Genomic DNA, 19,254 nt, shown 5'->3' with positions numbered 1-19,254 from the left:
ATTTTTATGCGCGATCAACTCCAATTGAAAAAGCCAATTGTCTGGACCATTGCCGGCAGTGACTCCGGCGGTGGCGCCGGCATTCAGGCGGACCTGCTGACTTTTGCCGACCTCGGCTGCCATGGTTGCAGTGCTATCACGGCCAATACTGCACAGAATACGGTGGAAGTAACTGCAATTAATGCAGTTTCCCTAGAGGTCTTGGGTTCTCAGTTACAGGCTTTACAGTGGGATCTATTTCCTGCCGCAATTAAAATCGGTCTGCTAGCGAATGCTGAACAAGTGGTTGCGGTGGCAGATTTCCTGCGCCAGCTGCAAGCGGTGCAGCCGGTTCCGGTTATTTACGACCCGGTTGCTGTTGCTACCAACGGAGCCGGGCTCACCGAAGGGAATATTACCGCAACGGTGTTGGCTCAGTTGATGCCACAGTGTGATCTGGTTACTCCCAATTTACATGAATTGGAATGGCTTACCGGAGCCAGTGTCACGGGTGCGGAATCTATTGTGCAAGCTGCGCGTCAGTTGCACGCCCACGGCGGTACCGCAATTTTAGTTACCGGCGGCCATACGCAATTGCGTGCGGGAGAAGTTACCGACTTACTGTGGGATGGTGAAAAAGCCGATTGGTTTATTGGCCGGGAAGTGTCCAATACGGGCACACATGGCACTGGCTGCACCCTGTCCTCCGCTATTGCCGCTTGCCGAGCTTTGGGCTACCCGTTGCGAGATGCCTGCGTTGTGGGTAAAGCCTATGTACAGCGGGGCTTGCGCCGGGGAAATAATGCACATATCGGCGCTGGTGCTGGACCTGTAGGCCACTGTGGCTGGCCCCTGGATTTAATCGACTTCCCGGAGATTTTAGTGTCGGGAGAAGAGCGTGCGCTGGATTATGGCTTTGGTGTGGCCCAGCCTCTTGTTCATGGGTTTGCCAAAACAGACTCTCAAGCATTGGGTTTATATCCGGTTGTGGATACAGTGGAGTGGTTGCAGCGCCTGGCTGAGCTGGGGGTGCGTACTTTACAGTTGCGAATAAAGAATCCGGGTAGGGACCTGCGCGAACAGATTGAGCGGGCAGTGGCTATTGGCAGGACGTATAACCTGCGCCTGTTTATCAATGATTACTGGCAGTTGGCGATTGAGTGCGGCGCCTACGGTGTGCATTTGGGCCAGGAGGATTTGCAATCTGCTGATCTGAGGGCAATTCAAGCGGCAGGATTGAAGCTGGGTATCAGTACCCACGGCTTCTATGAATTACTGTTGGCCTACCGTTATCGCCCCAGCTACTTGGCCATTGGTGCAATTTATGCGACCAACACCAAGGATATGTCGGATCAGTTGCAGGGCGTGCAGAAACTTGCGCGAATGGCCGCGCTATTGCCCGATTATCCACTTGTGGCAATTGGTGGTATTAATATGCAACGGGCCGGTGAGGTTATCGCTAGTGGCGTTGGCAGTATCGCCGTGGTCAGCGCTATTACTAAAGCAAAAGATTACAAGCAGGTGGTTGCCGATTTTAATGTCCTGTTGAAAGGTAAGCGTGCGGAAGTAGAGCCATGTTAAGTCGTAAGGAATTACAGCGTTACAGTCGCCAGATAATGTTGCCCCAGGTGGGTGAAGAGGGACAGAAAAAGCTGTCTTCTGCGCGAATTCTGATTGTCGGCTTAGGTGGGCTCGGCAGCCCGGCAGCGATGTATCTGGCCGCAGCCGGTATTGGAGAGCTGCACCTTGTAGATGGTGATCATATCGATCTCTCCAATTTGCAGCGCCAGGTTTTGTACAAAACCAATCACCAGGGAAAATCCAAAGCCATGGTGGCTGCACAACAATTGGCTGCAGCCAATCCAACTATTCGCATTCACCCCCACAGCCAAATGGCGAATGAATCCTGGCTGCGTGAGCAGGTAAAACAGGTAGATCTGGTGTTGGACTGCACCGATAACCTGGAAATCCGCCATACGATCAACCGGGTCTGTTATCAGGCAGGGTGTCCGGTGGTAATGGCATCGGTGCAGGGGTTTTCCGGCCAGCTGATTAGTTTTGATTTTTCTGAAGGAAAAGGTCCCTGTTATGCCTGCCTGTTTCCGCCCCAGGAGCAGGCTGAAGTCCAGAACTGCTCTACAGCAGGTGTGATCGGTCCGGCACTGGGTGTGGTTGGTAGCATGCAGGCTCTGGAGGCCATGAAATACCTGATGGATTTGCCGGTATCGAGCTTGAATAAATTGCACTTAATCGAGACGGAAACCTTAGCGCTGCAAACTTTGCAGCTGCCGAGCCATAGTAATTGCCCGGTTTGTAGTGTCTGACTTCTTGTGTTTTCAGCGGGGGTCTCGATAAATAGTTTTATTTGGAGAGTCCCTTATTGGCAATGTCTTGTCGCAAAATTTTCTTCCAATAGCCGGGTTAAAATTCACGCCATTTTTGTACCTTATAAATCTTACTTGTCTATATAAATAAGCTATTGGCTCGATAGCTTGTGAGAAGTGAATAAAGGTACCAAAATGGCCTTATAACCATTTCGGTGACAACAGTTTTTGGAAGAGGGATTTGTATTATGAAAAAAATCGATATTGGTATCAGTGAAAAGGATCGGGAAAAGATTGCTGCCGGTTTGAAACATTTGTTGGCAGATAGCTACACTCTTTACCTGCAAACCCACAACTTCCACTGGAATGTTACTGGGCCTCTGTTCCGCGAATTACACCTGATGTTTGAAGAGCATTACACCGAGCTGGCCACTGCGGTGGATGATATTGCCGAACGCATTCGCACCCTCGGGGTTTCCGCTCCCGGTACTTACCAGGCTTTTGCCCAGCTCAGCTCAATCAAAGAAGTTGTTGAGGTTCCACCGGCGGAAGAAATGGTAAAAATTCTCACTAAGGGGCATGAGCAGGTGATCAAAACCTGTCGTGAAGTTTTAAAAGATGCCCAGGCGGGAGAAGATGAATCCACAGTTGCTCTGGTATCTGACCGCATGAGAGTTCATGAGAAAACGGCTTGGATGCTGCGCGCAACCAGCAGTCACTAGTCGCTCAAAAAAGTAGAGGCGCTTTTATAGACCTCAACCAGTAATCGCGGATAAAAACGCGGTTGCTGGTGCCGACAAGGTGCCACGGCTCTTTAATAACACCCCCACCTCCTGACTCACTACTGGCGCCGAGAGCGGCAGGCATTCTAGCCCATATTCCCGAACCTGTGTTTCGCACAAGCTTGGTACTGCACTAACCCCCATTCCTGCACGTACTAACTGGCCGATTGTGCTTAGTTGATTAGCTTCGCAGATATAGCGAACGCCATGGCCACTTTGCTCGAAAGCTTCATCGGTCCAGCGCCTCACCGCTGAGCCGCGATTCATAGCAATAAATGGAAAGCTGGCCAGGTCACTCCAGCGCACTTTTCCTTTTTCACTGAGGGGGTGCTGGGGTGGTACGACTGCGATAAAACGGTCCCTGTGTAGGGGTACAAACTCAAGTCCGCCTAGATCCTCGGGACGAAAACTGATGCCCAGCTCCGCCCGGCCATCCTGCACCGCTTGGGTTACTCGTTCCATCACCACATCTTCTAACAGGATATTGATTTGTGGGTGTTGGCGGTGAAAATTGGCTAATAATTGGGGGAGTTGGTTGAGCGTATAGGCGGGAATTACTGCCAAGCGCAACTGCCCACGCTCCAGGCGAAAGGCCTGCTGTACCGCGTCCAGGGATTGATCCCAGTTGTGCAGTAGTTGTTCGGCGCGGGAGAGAAATTCCTCACCCTCTGGGGTCAGAGTGAGTTGGCGTGCTTCTCGACTGAAAAGTGGGCCGCCAGTCGCATCCTCCAGATTGCGAATGGCAATGGACAGGGCTGGCTGAGAAGTGTGCAATTGAGCGCTGGCCTGGGCCAGGCTGCGGCTGCGGGCCACTGTGACAAAGGCGCGTAGTTGTTTGATCGTGGCACTCACGGCGGCTGGTTCCAGAGGAATTGTTAGATTTGACTATGTTAACTTTTATTTAACAAATCTAAAAAAGATTAAAATAGTTTTAAGTGGTGGGGCAGGGCATGATTGCTCCCCTTGTGCCCGGGAGGGCGATTCGAAAACACAATAATGAGCCACAAGGTCTGTTGAAATGAAGGACAACTCCCAACCGCTCTGGCAACCCAGCGCAGAGGCTATTGCCGCCACCCAGATGGATGAATTTCGTCGCGGGGTCAACCAGCAATACCAGCTGGATCTCAATGATTACGCGGCCCTATACCAGTGGTCAGTAGATAATCGCGAAGCTTTCTGGCGGGAGTTGTGGGATTACACCGGAGTCATTGCCGCAGATAAGGGTGATGAGACACTCAGCAATGATTCCATGCCCGGTGCGCAGTGGTTTCCACAGGCACGTCTGAATTTTGCTGAGAACCTGCTGCGTTATCGCGATGACAAGGCTGCCCTGGTCGAGCGCCTGGAGAGCGGTAGCCGCCGCGAGCTGAGCTACAAGGAGCTGTATGACCGGGTGGAGCGCCTGTCAGCGGCCCTCGTTGCCCAGGGCGTTGTTGAGGGAGATCGGGTAGCGGGCTTTATGCCCAATGTGATCGATACCGTAGTAGCCATGTTGGCCACCACGAGCCTCGGTGCTATCTGGACCTCCTGCTCACCAGACTTTGGTATCAATGGAGTATTTGACCGCTTTGGCCAGGTGCAGCCGAAAGTGCTATTTGCCTGTGAAGGATACTTCTATAACGGCAAGGTTATTGATTCATTGCCGCGTCTGCGCGAGATCATGCAGCGAATCGAATCTATAGAAACTTTGGTAGTGGTACCGGTTGTGCGCTCAGAAGAGGAAACTGCTCAGGTACTAGCGGCAGAGCCGCTGGGTAAGGCGGTACTACTGCAAGCTTTTGAAGCTGCGGCGCCCGCTCGCGAGCTCTCCTTTGTACAAACCGAATTTAATCACCCCCTGTACATTATGTACTCCTCGGGTACTACTGGTGTACCCAAGTGCATCGTCCATGGAGTGGGGGGCACTTTGCTCCAACACCTGAAGGAGCATCGCTTGCACGGCGATCTGCGCCGTGAGGATACACTTTTCTACTTCACCACCTGTGGCTGGATGATGTGGAACTGGCTGGTGAGTGGCCTGGCTTGTGGGGCGACTCTAGTGCTGTTTGATGGCTCACCTTTCTACCCTTCATCCCAAAGTCTATGGGATATGACCGATGAAGAGGGAATCAGTGTGTTTGGCACCAGTGCTAAATATATTGCTGCGCTGGAGAAGAGTGGCTGCAAACCCCGGGAGACCCACAAACTGGAGAAATTGCGTGCGGTGCTCTCCACAGGCTCTCCGCTGGCCCACGAAGGCTTCCGTTACGTCTACAGAGATATAAAAGCAGATCTCTGCTTATCCTCTATTTCCGGCGGCACCGATATTGTGTCTTGCTTTGCCCTTGGCAACCCAACTTTACCGGTCTATGCCGGTGAATTGCAGTGTCGCGGCTTGGGTATGGCGGTGGAAGTCTGGAATGATACAGGCAGTGCAGTGGTTGAAGAGAAAGGGGAGCTGGTTTGCTCCAAATCCTTCCCCTGTATGCCGATTGGCTTCTGGAATGATCCAGATGGAGCCAAGTACCGCAGTGCTTACTTTGAAAATTGGCCTGGTGTGTGGGCGCATGGGGACTATGCCGAGATTACGGCACACGGTGGTGTTGTAATCTATGGCCGCTCCGATGCAGTACTTAATCCCGGCGGTGTGCGTATCGGAACCGCAGAGATTTACCGCCAGGTGGAGAAAGTCGAGGAGGTGCTCGATAGTATCTGTATCGGCCAGCCCTGGCACGACGATGTACGGGTAGTGCTGTTTGTGGTTTTGCGAGAGGGTGTTGTACTGGACGAGAATCTGACCCAGAAAATCCGCTCCACGATTCGCGCCAATACCACGCCTCGCCATGTACCGGCGAAGGTGATCCAGGTGGCGGATATTCCTAAAACTATCAGCGGTAAGATTGTGGAACTGGCTGTACGCAATGTGGTGGAGGGTAAACCGGTTAAAAATAAAGAGGCCCTGGCCAACCCTGAAGCCTTATCGCTATTTGAAAAGCTGCCGGAGTTGGCAGAGGAGTAAGTTAGGGAGCCTCTGAATAACTCCGTGATACCTCTGGCATGCAGAGCGGTTCACAATCAAGGCGCGGCTTCGCAGGAATGTCTAGACCTTTCAAGAGGTCGCAACGCGGAGTGCGGATCGCTCTGCATGCCCCGAAGGGCGGGCCTTGAAGGCCACAGCTGCTGCGTTGCAGCTCTTGCAAAGGGCTACGGCCATTCGCGGCGAGCTGCGCCTAACATCTGCAACCTTCAAGGCCCGCAGAGGCATTACGGAGTTATTCAGAGGCTCCTTAGGAGTAAGGGAGCGTAACCCGGCGCCATTTAGTTTGCTGCGGTTCTGCGCTACCCTTCACTTTATAAACACCAATAATTTACGGTAGAAAAACAGTCATGGTTACTTATTTGTACTGGGCAGCGGTGATTGCCCTGATTATTGCTTCTCTTTTTATCGGCAGTCGCCTGGGCAGCCTTAAGATCGGCGCAATCGTGGCTGCGGTTTTCTTTGTTGGCGGCTGGCTTGCCTACTACTTTCACTATGAGCAGGTTTTCGTGAAGCGTTTTGGCGGGGTCATGCGTATCTCTGTGCCCGATGGGTACCGCCATATCGGCGCCACCTGGAAAGAAGATAATTTATGGATCGAGAATTATAACCCCAAGACTAACCAGTGTATTTTCACGGAGTATTCCAAAGGAAATATTCTGGAAGGGCGGGTGATTATCCAGGATTGTAATCCCTTAATGCCCAGCCAAGGCACACAGCCATAGAAGTCCCAAACGCCGAATCGGCTTATTGGCTGCTCAATAAGTCGATTTAATTATCCCAGCTGTTGTCATCAGCTGGATATTCCAGCCTACGGAGGGAACGGATACCCGGATTTTTTGCGGAGTAGCCGCTACTGACATTGGATAAAGATCTTGCGAATTCTCTTTGTCTCCCTACTTGTTGCCCTTCTAGCGCTGCCAATGCAGCTGGCAGCAGCCATCCCATTTTTTGATCGCTTGCCGGGTTTTACCCTGCTGGTGCAGGGCGATCCCCAGCTGCAGGAAAAATTGACCTCCGAGCTCAACGAGTTGCGCAAGAACAGTAGTGCGCTGGAAAACTACGAAGATCCGGCAGATATTGCGCACTATGAGCGGGGTAACCTGGAAAAATTACTGCGTGCGCAGGGATATTATGATGCCACTGTGTATGAGTCTGTTTCTGGCAACCAAATTTTCTATAGTGTCACTCCCGGCCCCCAGTACCATATCAAGAGCCTGGATATTAATATGCCGGCCGGTTTGCGGGCAGGCTTTAGCGGCTTACCTATCCATGTTGGAGATCCCCTGATTGCCAGCAAGGTACTTGAGGGCGTAGAAAAAATTACCAAGTACCTCAATGAAAATGCCTGTCTGCTGAATGTGGATGTCAGCTACCAGGCAACGGTGATTCACCGGGAAGCTGCTGCGAGACTGGAATATCGGGTGGCCCCCAGTCCCGAAGTCCATATTGGCCAAGTCCGCATTGAAGGAGTTACCTCTATTGAAGAGGACTACCTGTTGGATAAGGTCAAGATTAAATCCGGAGATTGCTTCAGCCGCAGTAAACTGGATGCTGCGCAGTTGCGTCTGCTGCGCACCAACTTAATTGCCAATGTAAATACTGAAGTTTCTGAACCCTACGATGGGTTGGTGGATGTTACTTTTGTTATTCAGGAACGCAATCACCGCACCATAACCTTGGGGGTGGGGTACACCTCTGATGAGGGAGCCGGTATTTCAGCAGCCTGGGAACATCGCAATGTTTTCCATCGTGGGGAAAAAATTGAAGTCGAAAGTAAGCTCAACGAGGTAAAGCAAACCCTGGAAGGCAAGCTCACTATTCCCCGTTTCTTCCATGACAAGCAACGCTTGACCGCCAGTATTGCTTTGGAAGGAGAGGATGTTGATTCCTACCGTTCAGAGTCCCTGACATTCAGTGCACTGGTATCGAGAAAAATCAGTAAGCATCGCACGCTGAGTGGTGGCGCTGAGCTGAAATTCAGTGAAGTGGACGAGAAGGTGGAAGGGGCAGTTGAAGCAGATGATCCCGATGAAAACTACACGCTGTTAGCTTTCCCCTTGGGCTTTAAATTAAACACGACAGACAAACCCCTGGATGCCCGCCGTGGCGCCACTTCTGCGTTGGAAGTAAAACCCTATATCGATCTTAGAAATACCAACACCACCTTTATTAAAAATACCCTACAGCTCACTGCGTATAAAACAGCCGATGACTGGCGTTATAAGCCCACCTTGGCAATAAGGTTGAAAGCCGGGGCAATTACAGGGGAGTCGAATCTTGAGCTGCCTGCGGATGAGCGCTTTTATGCCGGTGGCGGTGGCTCCGTGCGGGGTTATGGTTACCAGGAGTTGGGTCCGCGACTTATTGAGATTAATGATGAGGGTGAGGAAACCCTCTCCGATGCTATCGGTGGTCGGGGACTTAGCGAGATTTCTTTTGAGGGCCGTTTTCGTTTTACGGATACCTGGGGAGGTGTGATTTTTCTCGATGGCGGCAATGCCTATGAGGACGCAGCGCCCAAGTTTTCCGACCTGTTTTGGGGAACGGGTTTTGGCGTGCGCTATATCACCTCCTTTGCCCCTATCCGCATGGACATCGCCTTTCCTCTCGATCGCCGTGAGGGCATCGATGATCGCTATCAGGTGTATGTGAGCTTGGGGCAGGCATTCTGATGCGCTGGTTGGGCCTGTTTGCGCTGGGCGTTGCCCACTGGGTGGGTGCTTTCCTGCGTGGGCTCTGGCGCTCTCTGGGTGCTGGGGGTTCCCTGGTAACAGGCATTTGTCTGTTCCTCCTGATGTCCGCTATCTATTTCCTCAGCACGGAACCGGGGCGCGTCGGCCTTACTCGTGGGGCTTTTTACGCTGCCGAGCAACTGGTGGACGACCTCGAAATTGAGGCAGAGGGAATTCGCAGTGAAAAATTAGGATTTTGGTTTTTCGAGCGACTGAGAATTGACTATCGAGCTAATACGCTTGCCGAAGCCCAGGACCTGGAAGTTAATCTCAACAGCTTGTCCCGAAATCCCATCGATATCGAGCGAGTGGGGGCCAAAGATTTACTGCTCAACCTGAATATCCTCAATGAACTTCTCTCTGCGCTGGCAGATTCCGGCGAAGAGGAGGTTGAAGTTGTCAGTGAGGAGCAGCCATCGACTACTTGGGAGTTGCTAGTTCCTGGGTTTCGTTTGGCGCAGCTGGATATAGCTCGCCTGCAATTGGTGGACAGCCGGTTGACGGGGATTCCCCCTGTTGCTATTCAGGCTGACGCCCAATACCGCTGGCAGGATAAACCGGCGCAGCTATTTATCGAAGTGAGTGAGCTGAATGGTTCCGAGTTTAATCTCACTGTAAATGGCCGGGTGCAGGGCGAGCGCTTTGTAATCGATTTCTCTACCAGTGAGGTGGGCCAGGGGTTTGTCAGCCGACAGCTGCATCTGCCGGAAAATCAGGTATTGGATGCTCGCGGCGAATTATCCCTGCGTAAGCAGGGTGAAAAACTGCTGCTGGATATTAATTCGATCGCAGCTCCTCTAGCAGAACATCAGCTGGATCTGACAGGGAGTATCGAAGCCGATATTAACCCCTGGCGCTTATCTTCAACGGGGATTTGGCTGCGAGTGGATGAGCGGCGCAGTACGATTAAAGGCAGTATCAGCGCGGACGGTGTCAATGGGACAGTTAATCTCAATCAAATCCCGCTAACGCTTTCCCGCCCTTGGCAGGATATCCTGGACAGTGGTTGGCTCAGCGCAGATTTTTCAGTGCAGGGCTCCCTGAAACAGCCGAATATTAATGGCAGCTTACAAGTGGAAAGCAGCTATCGGCAGCAGCCCCTGCAATTGGAAGGCCGGGTCGATACCCAGGCAGGTGTGATTGACTTGCAAGCCTTGTCTTTACACTTTGCCGGTGCACGGATCGAAGTGCTCGGTAGTGTAGATATGAATTTGAAAGCACTGGATTTGGTGGGAGAGATTGATGAGTTGGGAGTTGAAGAAATTCGCCGGCTTGCAGCTTCGCTACCCCGGGCTGATAGGGTAGATATCCCCACTGCTTTATCCGGCACCTTGCACCAGTTGCGTGTGGAGGCCATCGGCTCATGGAAAAACCCAAACCTCAATTTGTCCCTGAGTGCAGTGAGTGTTTACCACGACTTACAGGGTGAGTTGTCGGCGGCGATAAGTGGAAACCTGCACGCGCTGACCATTGATGAATTGGTGTTTACCGGTGAGAAGCTAAATCTGGAAGTGATCGGTCAGCTTGATATTGAACAGAAGCAGCTGGATTTACACGGGCAGATCGACGGCAAAAATATCAGTTTGCGCGATGACCTTGGAGTTGCCGCAGCAGAGGGGGTAAGCCTAGGGGGATCTTCCGAAGTAACGGTCCAGGGGGAGTGGAGTAATCCCCAGGTAAGTATTTTACTGGATTCCAATGGCGTCGCGCAGGATTACCCCTTTAACTTAAAAGGGGAAGCCAGTGGCGATATGGACCTGATAGAGGTCAGTGACCTGCGATTGGAGTTATTTACCAACGGCAATGGCAACCAGTTTGGTTCATCCTCAAGCAGAGGCCCTCAGTCCCCCGTGATTGCCTCAGGTTTTGATAAAGGGGAGCCGGAGCCCCTACAGAGCCAAAGCCGCCTGACAGCCCTCGCTGAAGATGCCCAGCAGCTGGGTCGGGTGGGGGTGGCATTGCTGCAGGCCGATGGTTCTATCGAACCTCGGCAAGACCGATTACAAATTGATATGGGCGCGCGCAATCTACCGCTGTTCCTGGTAGATATTGTCGGTCTCTCTCTCCCTAACTCCCTTGAAGGGGAGTTGAGCTTGGATGGCAGGGTTGATGGGGCTATTTCAAACCCGCAGATTAAAGCCAACCTGATCGCCCAGGGAGAATTTCATCTGGAGCCCTGGCATGTACAGGGTACTTTGGACTATGCAGACAGGAGCCTGGTAACTGATGGTATCGAGCTGCTATGGGCGGGTCGCAACCAATTATCGATACTGGGTAGCTTGAATGCAGAGCGACTGGATTTAGAGTTGCGCGGCCAGGGTGATCTATCGGATTTGGCGAATAGTTTTTCTAGCGGTAGGGCGGGTAATGGTGATGTCAGCCTTTATGCCAGTATTGGTGGAAGCCCCAAGCAGCCTGAATTCCAAGGGGAGTTGCGAGCTACCGGAGAAGCCCTGGGGCGAGGGCAGCGCGGAATCCAGGTTCAACCGCTTTCGATAGTATTGGATTGGCAGACAGAGAATGGAGAGCTGGATGCATCCCTGATTGCCCAACACGGCGGTAGCAACGCAGTAAATAGCCAAGCAAGTGTATTGATTGCACCGATCTTCGAGCAACTATTTGCTGAGAATAATCAAACTGGTGGCCTGCGAAATGTGCCCTTTCAATTGCAGGGGCGCGGTACGGCCGATTTGTCAGTGATTGCGGAATATATTGATCCCCGTGTCCACCGTATGCGCGGCTTGCTCAGTTTCAATGTTGACGGTACCGGGAATTGGCAGCGTCCTCTATTAACCGGTGATATCGAATTGAGTAATGGTCGTTATGAGCACCGGCCGAGCCATACTCGCATTGCGGATATTAACTTCTACGCGCAGCTGTCTCCTGAGGAGTGGCGGATTGTACGAGGAAGCGCTACCGATGGTGATGGTGGGCGGATAAACCTGGGAGGGGCGGTCTTTTTACCTCCGGATAGCTCGCCCAGTTTTGACATCGTATTAAGCCTCAGTCGGGCCCACTTGCTGAACTCACCGGGAGTACGCGGTGCAATATCCGGTGATGCCCGTTTGTCGGGCTCAACCCAGGATGCAGAAATTACCGGGCGATTCACTTTGAAGCCGCTGGCCTTACAGATTGAGCAATGGATTGGCAGCAGTGTTCCGGAAATCCAGGTGGTGGAAGTTCAGGTCGATGGCCCACAGGTGCAGCGATCTTCTCCCCTGTTTAGCAAAATTGGATTGGATGTAGAGATTGTTTTGGACCAACAATCCTATGTGCGCGGACTTGGCTTAAATTCTCAATTGCGCGGCGTGGTGGATATTCGAGGCACCGCAGATAAGCCAAAAGCCTCTGGCGAATTAACAATTGTTCGCGGCAGCTTTGATTTATTCGGTAAGAAATTTGATCTGGAAGATGGAGAAATTCGCTTCGAGAATAATGAGGTCGCTATCCTGGTTGAAGGTGTCTATGAATATAGCGATGGAGAAATAACCGCGCAGATATCAGGTACTGCTGCGGACTTGGATATTACATTTACCTCTGACCCCTCGGCCTCTCAGGATGAGATACTGGCGCAATTGCTTTTTGGGAAGTCATTATCAGATATTTCACCTTTACAGGCTGTTCGCTTGGTTAGTGTTGTTCGCAGTTTGCAGTCGGGTCGAGCGGTATTGGACCCTATCGCTAAGACACGCGAGCTGTTGCACCTGGATACACTCAATATTGAGCAGGAGGAGGGAGATGAAGGTGATGAGTACGCATTGAGCTTGGGCAAATATATTACCAATCGAATTTATGTGGAATTACAGAGAAGTACCGACCCTCTCAGTCCATGGCAGGCGGAGATGCAAATAGAACTTAGGGATAACCTCAACCTGGAGTTTAAAAGTGCCGATGACGGTGATAGCGGTTCCGGTAGTGTAGAGTTACAGTGGAAAAAAGACTATTAGGGTTTTCGCCACTAACCCCCTATCGTTGTAAGAAGCATCGTTAATATTTGGTGATTAGCATATCCGTTATTTTTAACGTGCAACCTGGCTGGGGTGGATTGTTGACGCCCCAGTTGTCGATCACGATCATCATGGATTCATCAAAAATTGCAGGCCCCTTTTCCCGGTAGGCGTGCCAAAGCTGATTTGAATCATCGCACTTGGACGCAGATGCTTCACACACTCTTATATCCCATTGATAGGTTCCACTAGCTTCACCCGATATGATTTTCTTGGATGTAAAAGTTATATGCTGTTGGGCACCACTCTTCACCTTTAGGGGGCCTGTTTGGCTTGTCCACGCCGCCTGACTGGGAAGCCCTCCCCAATTGGAAGCGAAACTTCCCGGACCATTAGAGCCTGTTGTTTCTACAAAATCGACTTCCCGCTGCCCTCCGGCCCAACATCCACCAGGTTGTCCACACCAGGGAAACATATAAACGGCAATCCACTCTTTAGCACCACACTTACCTGGGGGCACGTCAACCTTAAAGTCAATTGCTGAAATATCTTTCATTCTAATCTCGGTATTTCCACACTGAACCGCAGATGTATAAGCGCAGGAGCCTTTGGTATCGTCATCCATAATAATAACGCCGGATCCTTCCGTATTGCTTGGTTGAAAGCTGATTTTAGTGCAGCGATTGTTTTCGGCCACTTTGTCATCTTGATGATTGAATATGGGCTTACATGTTGTTGCTGATGCCAGATTTAAGGTGGATAGGGCAGCAAAGATCAGGAAGAGTCGGGTTGCTTGTAGCATGGTGTGGAGCTTGCAAACTATAAAACTCAATAAATTATAGTTTGTGTCTTGATGATCAGGCTTTAGTAGAAATGTTTAGCCTGTCAATAAGATCAATTTTGGCTGGTAGCACAAAGGTCACTTTCACTTATCCAGAAGGTAACCTTTTTATAGATGAAGTCCAATGATCATTGAGTGCTTACAAATGATTCTGAACGTAACTTAAAACATCTGTTGGAGTGCAATTGTCCATAAATCTATCTTGCAGGCTGTAGGCCATTTTTTCCAGAGGTGCACCGTTGTAGCCGTAGGTCTGAATTTCACTGATATAACGTTTGATAAATGACTCTGCTCCCAAGAGAGACCATTGGTGGACATGGATTAACTCATGGAAATGGAGGGAAATGTCCGCAGCAAAAGGTGTTTTGACAAAGTAGGTATCTTTGTAAGTGATACCGGCTACTTCCATGTCGACAAAGTCACCCAGACCAGCCTGGTAGAGCTCGGGAAACCTCGGTTTTGGAATATTATCAACCACTACAAAGTAGCTTTTGCTAAGAAATTCTTCCGTATAATACCCTGAAAACTTCTCTGTGAACCTTGCGCAAGATTGTCTCTCTTCTTTGAAGTCTATCAGTGTTTGATCAATCCAATGGTCTATTTTTTGCAACATCTATATCGTCCTGATTGGGAGGCAACTCTGGGGCTTTGCTCACCCCAGAACAGAATTTTCAATATACGAAATAAAGTTGTGCTGAGAGTTATACGTAGGAGTATATCACCGATCCACTTTCTTTTTTCTTTTGAAGATATTTCTTACAGGGATAGTAAAGTATCGCAATCAGAGCAATCCAGTAGGCATAGGTTCTCAGTAAATTAGGTGTGTAGCCTTCAGGCCATACTTTGGAGCCGTTGAAGAAGTTGGTTGCTACTCCAAACTCTAAGTAGCTCCATAGGTGTGCGGACAGATTGATCACTGGGACATGGAGTAAATAGAAGAACAATGAGGCCTGCCCAAAGAGGAGCAATACATCCAGTATTCGGTTTTGTCGATTTTCAACGGTAGCCATGATCAGGAAAACTATACTCATTGTCATAAGGATATAGCTGAACGACATTGGGTATTTGGCGGTGTTGATAAAGCCCAGAAGCCCCTGCTGTGAATTCCAATCATTGGGGTCGCCAAAGCCTATTAGTCTAACTGCAATAAATATAATCGATAGCGCAGTTGCTGTTGTTATTAGTAGACGCACTCGTTGCTTGTTTGCCATCTCGTAAAGAGGCCCAAATACATAGCCAAGGTACATAAGAGCAAAGAGGGGAATAATATTGTAAGCAGCAAAAATCCCGGTGTTGAACTCGAAAAATCTAAAACTAGTGCGTACATGCGCAAGAATCCAAAGCCATTCATAGCCACCTAATAGCTGGCGCATGAAGTCATCATTCAGGTATCCATGTAAGGATATTACGGCCAGGCAAACGATGGTGGTCCATATCATTGGCAAATAGATTAAGCCCGCCAGTATGATCATGGATACGCCCAGGGCCCAGATTACCTGTACAAAAGCGTAATTATAAGCAAACTGCCAAGAGAGGTTTACCAAGGTTAGTTCGAGGATAACTAGTACTAACCCTCGAAGTATTAAGAATTTTGCCAACTCCGGCTTGGAGTTAAGTTTTTTACCGTGAAAGTAGGCACTCAACCCTGTAAGAAATATAAATCCAGGGGCACATATATGCGTGATCCAACGAGTTAAAAACAAAGCGATGGAGGATTGGGATAGGTCCAATGGGTCAAACTGGGTCGAAGTCCAATAATCTCGAGTATGATCGAGGGCCATAATAATTACTAATATACCTCTAGTGATGTCTATTGCTGGATATCGCAATTTGTTATCTCCAAAGTTAGTGAGTTCTATAGCGTTTTCTCTCTAAGGGTTCTTGTTACCATGAGGTTGGAATGTAGAGGCGGTTAAAGAGAGCTATAAATGATGTCTCTTGGTCTTTGTTTGTTGTTGTTTGGAGGCAGGTGGGAGCTGTCTGCCTTTCATATTGTACATATATTCTTCAAGCAACCAATTGCTTTTTAATTGTGTGATATGTAGGTGGAGGGACGATAGTGTAGGAATTTTTGGTTCTGGCAAGGCCAAGAAATTTTGCCTATCTAATAATCAATATTATTTAATTTGTTTGGTTTTGCTTTTAGCCTAGGGGCAGCTAGAGGCCGGATTATGGATTTGAAAGTAAAGCAAAATCAGTGATCGCGGCCTGTTCCCAGTGAATATATTTTCCTGTGGTTAAAAGAGGGGTTTTATCAATAACGGCTTCAAAATTATTAAGCTACAGGTGGAGCATATCAGTTTACTTCGATATTACCGTGCTTCGCCTGAGTCACTACGGTATACGGCAAAACAACGGTATCAGCGGCTACAGAAAAAACAGCATCTATAGCTACCAGTGGAACACGGTTGATAGTTGATCCAGTATTTACAGTCTGACTGGGTTCGCTATTTAGCAAGCAAAAGGAGTAAGAGGTTCCGCTATAAACTCTTGGAATACTTTCGCAATAGCTTTTGTGGCCTCTATGAGTGATATCTACCTGATTATTCTTAGGGTTAACTGTCTTCACTGTGGCGCATGAGACACAAACTAGAGAGGCTGATACTAAAGAAATAATACGTTTCACAAACTAATCCTTGCTGATGTGATCTTTTGCGGGGCTATAGAGTAGTATTTTCTAAATTGGTTCCAGATTTTGTGTGTACTATAAGTATTATCTGTACTCAATTGGAAGTGAAGAAAGTCAAAATTTTCACATCTGAGGTTTACTTTGTCGCTGCTTAGCGGTATCTCAAACTTAGAACATTAGTTTCAAGTAATGGGCAGGCTGATATACGGTATTGGTTAGAATTTAAATATTTTTTACCTGATGGTAATTTTTTAGAGTTATACCCATTTGGCTTCTATGCCTTTTCTTTTGAAATCTTCTAAAATTTTTGGATTTTCTTCATTGTAGAAAAGTATGAGCTTTTTCAGGTTTGGTAGGAGGTTTGTGTCTTCGGTGGAATGGATATCAAAGTCGTCAGTAGTTCCACACCAGAAGGGAATGATTTGTAACCAGATATGGCCACCCCCATCCTGATGAAGGTCAGTTATATCGTTTAGCCATTCTTTCTTAATTGGAATGGACCGGAAGTGGTCGAGAGCTTCGGGGATAGGCTCGTACCCTTCTTCTTCTATATCTATATTTCTTTTGGTGTAACTATCGGCAAACTGAAAAATATCGAATTCAGGCTGTATTACCTTATAATGGTACATTAACTTATCCAGGACTAATAACCTGAAGTTTTCATCCTTGAATTCCGCATATTCACTCATTTTTAAGTCTACCTTTACTTTCCATATAAGTATTGTGAGATCCATTTTTTTCATTGTCTACAATATATTTCGCAATAGGGGAAGTTCTTTCGGCTTGAGAGAATAAAAGTAGTTTTTACTAGGTCAATCAAGAATTTTAGGTATATCTTTGGCGGTTAAGTAATGCCGATAAGTTAGAGAATTTGAGTTATCGTACTAATTGCGAATATTGCTTGTTTCAAATGCCCGCCAAAACTCCCGTTCATAGGCTTGGATTAACCGCACGCGAATGGCAATATCATTTTCTCGAACACCTGAAGCTAGTCCTCTTGCAATTATATCGATAGCCTGTTCCCTGAATCCTTCTGGAAGTTGGCTAAAAGTCATTAAGAAACTGAGCTGTTCATTGGTAAAGCGTTTATTTTGTTTGAGAGCTTTTGCAACGCGCTCAGCATTTTTGCCAAAGCTCTGAAAGTTGATTAACAGGGCAGCGGCAATTTCGGCGGGTGTAGCGTAGTTGGCTAGCCAGGTAGTGTAGGCTGGGTAGGCTTGGGCACCTGCGAGTGGTTGGTATTGTGCGATCTGCTCGGGTGAGATACCCAATGCTTGAATCAGGTTAGGTAACAGGGTATTAGCTTGAATTTCTGCTGTCGTAATTCGAGTAAAAAATGCTCTCGTACTATGTCCCGGTAAGCCACCAAAACGATGCAGAGATAGCGCATTACTTCTCAAGTCCGATAAGTTAATAAGGCGTTGCTCCATTGCAAAAGCCTGTAACTTAGCGTCCGGAAGAGTATTTTTTTCCAGCTGTAGAACAAAGACAGGAGTAGGGCCCTTGAGATACAGTTTTTCAAGGCGCTCTATCAGAGCCTTTGCATCCTGTTGGTTTGTGGCGATATCTGCTGTGGCCGGTTGAGTCATGGCCAAAAGAACAACCAGTCCCACAAGAGCGAATCTTAAACAATGCGTATTGGCCACTATTCCAACTCCGCTGGTGCACGAAATAAGCATAGCAGGAAGACAGAAACCGGACTGGTAGCGTATTTGTCAGGCCACAGTACTTTTTCCGCGTATTAATTCGGCGGGATCAATTCGATAGAAATGACTTAACTCCTTATAGAGCTCCGGGTGTAAGGCGTGCATAGCCGTTGGGATCGTATAGAAACTTTCTGTTGCTACAGCAAAGAACTCAGCGGGAGACTGGGCGCCGTATAAATCGAGCACAGAGGGTGTATCACCAGGAAACTCACCGAATTCAGCTCTTTGTCTCAAGCGGTGGAATTCCCGGCTCATAACCTCAGCCCAGGTGGCCCCTTCATCACTGCTTTCAAATAGAGGGCGGCCATCAAAGTAACCATCCTCTTCATCGACTTTGTGGGCGAACTCGTGCAGGGCGACATTGTGGCCCCGTTCAGGCGATTGCAGATCTTTCTCTAGGTCACCCCAGGAGAGGACTACGGGTCCACGATAATGAGCCTCCCCTTCACGGGCACTGTGCCTGGCTGTTTCTATATAGCCTTCCCGACGGGTTTCGTGAGCGACATAGGTGTCCGGGTAGAGCAACAGGCTGTAAAGGTTGGGGTAGCATTCATTCTTGCGGCCCAATAGGAGTAGGCACGCATGGGCAGCGATGGCCACTTTCATGCGTTCATTGACTTGAAGCCCCTCGCAACCGACAAACTCTTTGCCGTGGAGAAATAGGGCGATATTACTGCATAACTCTTGCTGTTGATTGGAGTTAAGGTAGTGATAGAGAGGAAGATTTTCCCTAATGAGTTGTAGTTGTTCCCGTGTTAAGGGTTGTGAGCGGAGGTAAAAAATGCGCCACTGTCGGTAGAAGTGGGGAACCAGCCATATCGCCAGGGCCAGCAGGATAATTGCGATAAAAGCACTCACAGCTTAAACGCCGGTTGTTTGCATGAGATATTATCTTCCAGCTTAAATTCTTGGCAGGGAGTCCCCTGATGAAATTTCATTTGCCACTGCCCTTTACTTCTAACCCAAATAGATGATCGCTTACAAAACCCCTTGTACTCCCCTTGCTGGCCTTGCCGTGCAGATTTATACAACAGCATAATGACTGTGTCAGAGAGAGGAATGCATTCATAGTTTTGGCTGTGAATTTCCCAGCCCGTATTTTCCTCCTGTTGCATTGATCGCACTATTGTCTTGAAATCAAAGGTCCGCCCGGATTTCCCTACCTCTATAAAATCAGGGCTTAGTAGCTTGCTAATGACTTCAGGGTCTTTGCGTGTCTCGAATTGATGCAGCTTTGTTTCATTCTCAATCAGAATATCGGCAATCTCATGTATCACTGTTTTACCCGGTATGGC

16 protein-coding genes are annotated in these 19,254 nt (G+C 48.9%); 7 read left to right on the top strand and 9 right to left on the bottom strand.

Annotated elements, in window-relative coordinates:
* Nucleotides 1–6 precede the first annotated feature (6 nt).
* The 3 genes from thiE to ACJJIM_RS14230 all read left to right on the top strand — a co-directional run bounded on the left by thiE (nucleotide 7) and on the right by ACJJIM_RS14230 (nucleotide 3,025).
* Nucleotides 7–1,560, top strand: coding sequence for a thiamine phosphate synthase (thiE, locus tag ACJJIM_RS14240; protein ID WP_444911296.1), 1,554 nt, complete (start codon nucleotides 7–9; stop codon nucleotides 1,558–1,560).
* A complete protein-coding gene (locus tag ACJJIM_RS14235; protein WP_444911295.1) occupies nucleotides 1,554–2,303 on the top strand; it encodes a HesA/MoeB/ThiF family protein in 750 nt (249 codons plus the stop codon). Before thiE ends, ACJJIM_RS14235 begins: the two co-directional genes overlap by 7 nt.
* Nucleotides 2,304–2,551: 248 nt before the next feature.
* Entirely contained in the window at nucleotides 2,552–3,025 is a 474-nt protein-coding gene (locus ACJJIM_RS14230) for a Dps family protein (RefSeq protein WP_108734073.1), read from the top strand.
* 33 nt (nucleotides 3,026–3,058) lie between these two features.
* On the opposite strand, the gene ACJJIM_RS14225 is transcribed toward ACJJIM_RS14230, so the two are convergent.
* Entirely contained in the window at nucleotides 3,059–3,937 is an 879-nt protein-coding gene (locus tag ACJJIM_RS14225) for a LysR substrate-binding domain-containing protein (protein ID WP_444911294.1), read from the bottom strand.
* 166 nt (nucleotides 3,938–4,103) lie between these two features.
* Here ACJJIM_RS14225 and ACJJIM_RS14220 point away from each other — a divergent pair, with 166 nt between their 5' ends.
* The 4 genes from ACJJIM_RS14220 (at nucleotide 4,104) to ACJJIM_RS14205 (ending at nucleotide 12,783) form a co-directional block, all read left to right on the top strand.
* A complete protein-coding gene (locus ACJJIM_RS14220) occupies nucleotides 4,104–6,083 on the top strand; it encodes an acetoacetate--CoA ligase (RefSeq protein WP_444911293.1) in 1,980 nt (659 codons plus the stop codon).
* A 368-nt stretch (nucleotides 6,084–6,451) separates the two neighbouring features.
* A complete protein-coding gene (locus ACJJIM_RS14215) occupies nucleotides 6,452–6,826 on the top strand; it encodes a hypothetical protein (RefSeq protein WP_444911292.1) in 375 nt (124 codons plus the stop codon).
* A gap of 150 nt (nucleotides 6,827–6,976) precedes the next feature.
* Nucleotides 6,977–8,776, top strand: a complete 1,800-nt coding sequence (locus ACJJIM_RS14210) for an autotransporter assembly complex protein TamA (protein WP_444911291.1) — start codon at nucleotides 6,977–6,979, stop codon at nucleotides 8,774–8,776.
* Nucleotides 8,776–12,783, top strand: a complete 4,008-nt coding sequence (locus ACJJIM_RS14205) for a translocation/assembly module TamB domain-containing protein (RefSeq protein ID WP_444911290.1) — start codon at nucleotides 8,776–8,778, stop codon at nucleotides 12,781–12,783. The genes ACJJIM_RS14210 and ACJJIM_RS14205 overlap by 1 nt, the downstream gene beginning before the upstream one ends.
* A 40-nt stretch (nucleotides 12,784–12,823) precedes the next feature.
* Here the strand turns inward: ACJJIM_RS14205 and ACJJIM_RS14200 are convergent, their stop codons facing one another.
* The 8 genes from ACJJIM_RS14200 to ACJJIM_RS14165 form a co-directional block, all read right to left on the bottom strand.
* Nucleotides 12,824–13,585, bottom strand: a complete 762-nt coding sequence (locus ACJJIM_RS14200; RefSeq protein ID WP_444911289.1) for a hypothetical protein — start codon at nucleotides 13,583–13,585, stop codon at nucleotides 12,824–12,826.
* Between the two features lie 178 nt (nucleotides 13,586–13,763).
* Nucleotides 13,764–14,237 (bottom strand): hypothetical protein, encoded by a 474-nt coding sequence (locus ACJJIM_RS14195; protein ID WP_444911288.1) that lies wholly within the window; start codon nucleotides 14,235–14,237, stop codon nucleotides 13,764–13,766.
* Nucleotides 14,238–14,325: 88 nt separating this feature from the next.
* Entirely contained in the window at nucleotides 14,326–15,453 is a 1,128-nt protein-coding gene (locus ACJJIM_RS14190) for a DUF1624 domain-containing protein (protein WP_444911287.1), read from the bottom strand.
* A gap of 467 nt (nucleotides 15,454–15,920) precedes the next feature.
* The gene (locus tag ACJJIM_RS14185; RefSeq protein WP_413662864.1) at nucleotides 15,921–16,250 is read right to left on the bottom strand and encodes a YceK/YidQ family lipoprotein; all 330 of its coding nucleotides are present in this window, start codon (nucleotides 16,248–16,250) and stop codon (nucleotides 15,921–15,923) included.
* 260 nt (nucleotides 16,251–16,510) lie between these two features.
* The gene (locus ACJJIM_RS14180) at nucleotides 16,511–16,996 is read right to left on the bottom strand and encodes a DUF6892 domain-containing protein (protein ID WP_444911286.1); all 486 of its coding nucleotides are present in this window, start codon (nucleotides 16,994–16,996) and stop codon (nucleotides 16,511–16,513) included.
* Between the two features lie 141 nt (nucleotides 16,997–17,137).
* Nucleotides 17,138–17,866 carry a hypothetical protein gene (locus ACJJIM_RS14175; RefSeq protein WP_413662862.1) on the bottom strand — a complete coding sequence of 243 codons (729 nt, stop codon included), beginning with the start codon at nucleotides 17,864–17,866 and terminating at the stop codon, nucleotides 17,138–17,140.
* Between the two features lie 102 nt (nucleotides 17,867–17,968).
* Nucleotides 17,969–18,817, bottom strand: coding sequence for a M90 family metallopeptidase (locus ACJJIM_RS14170; protein WP_413662861.1), 849 nt, complete (start codon nucleotides 18,815–18,817; stop codon nucleotides 17,969–17,971).
* On the bottom strand, nucleotides 18,814–19,236 hold the full coding sequence (locus ACJJIM_RS14165; protein WP_444911285.1) for a nuclear transport factor 2 family protein: 423 nt from the start codon (nucleotides 19,234–19,236) through the stop codon (nucleotides 18,814–18,816). The genes ACJJIM_RS14170 and ACJJIM_RS14165 overlap by 4 nt, the downstream gene beginning before the upstream one ends.
* Between the last annotated feature and the right edge of the window lie 18 nt (nucleotides 19,237–19,254).

The sequence above is a fragment of the Microbulbifer maximicatervae (SeqCode) genome, from assembly GCF_052467615.1.
This window is presented reverse-complemented; position numbering and strand designations above follow the sequence as displayed.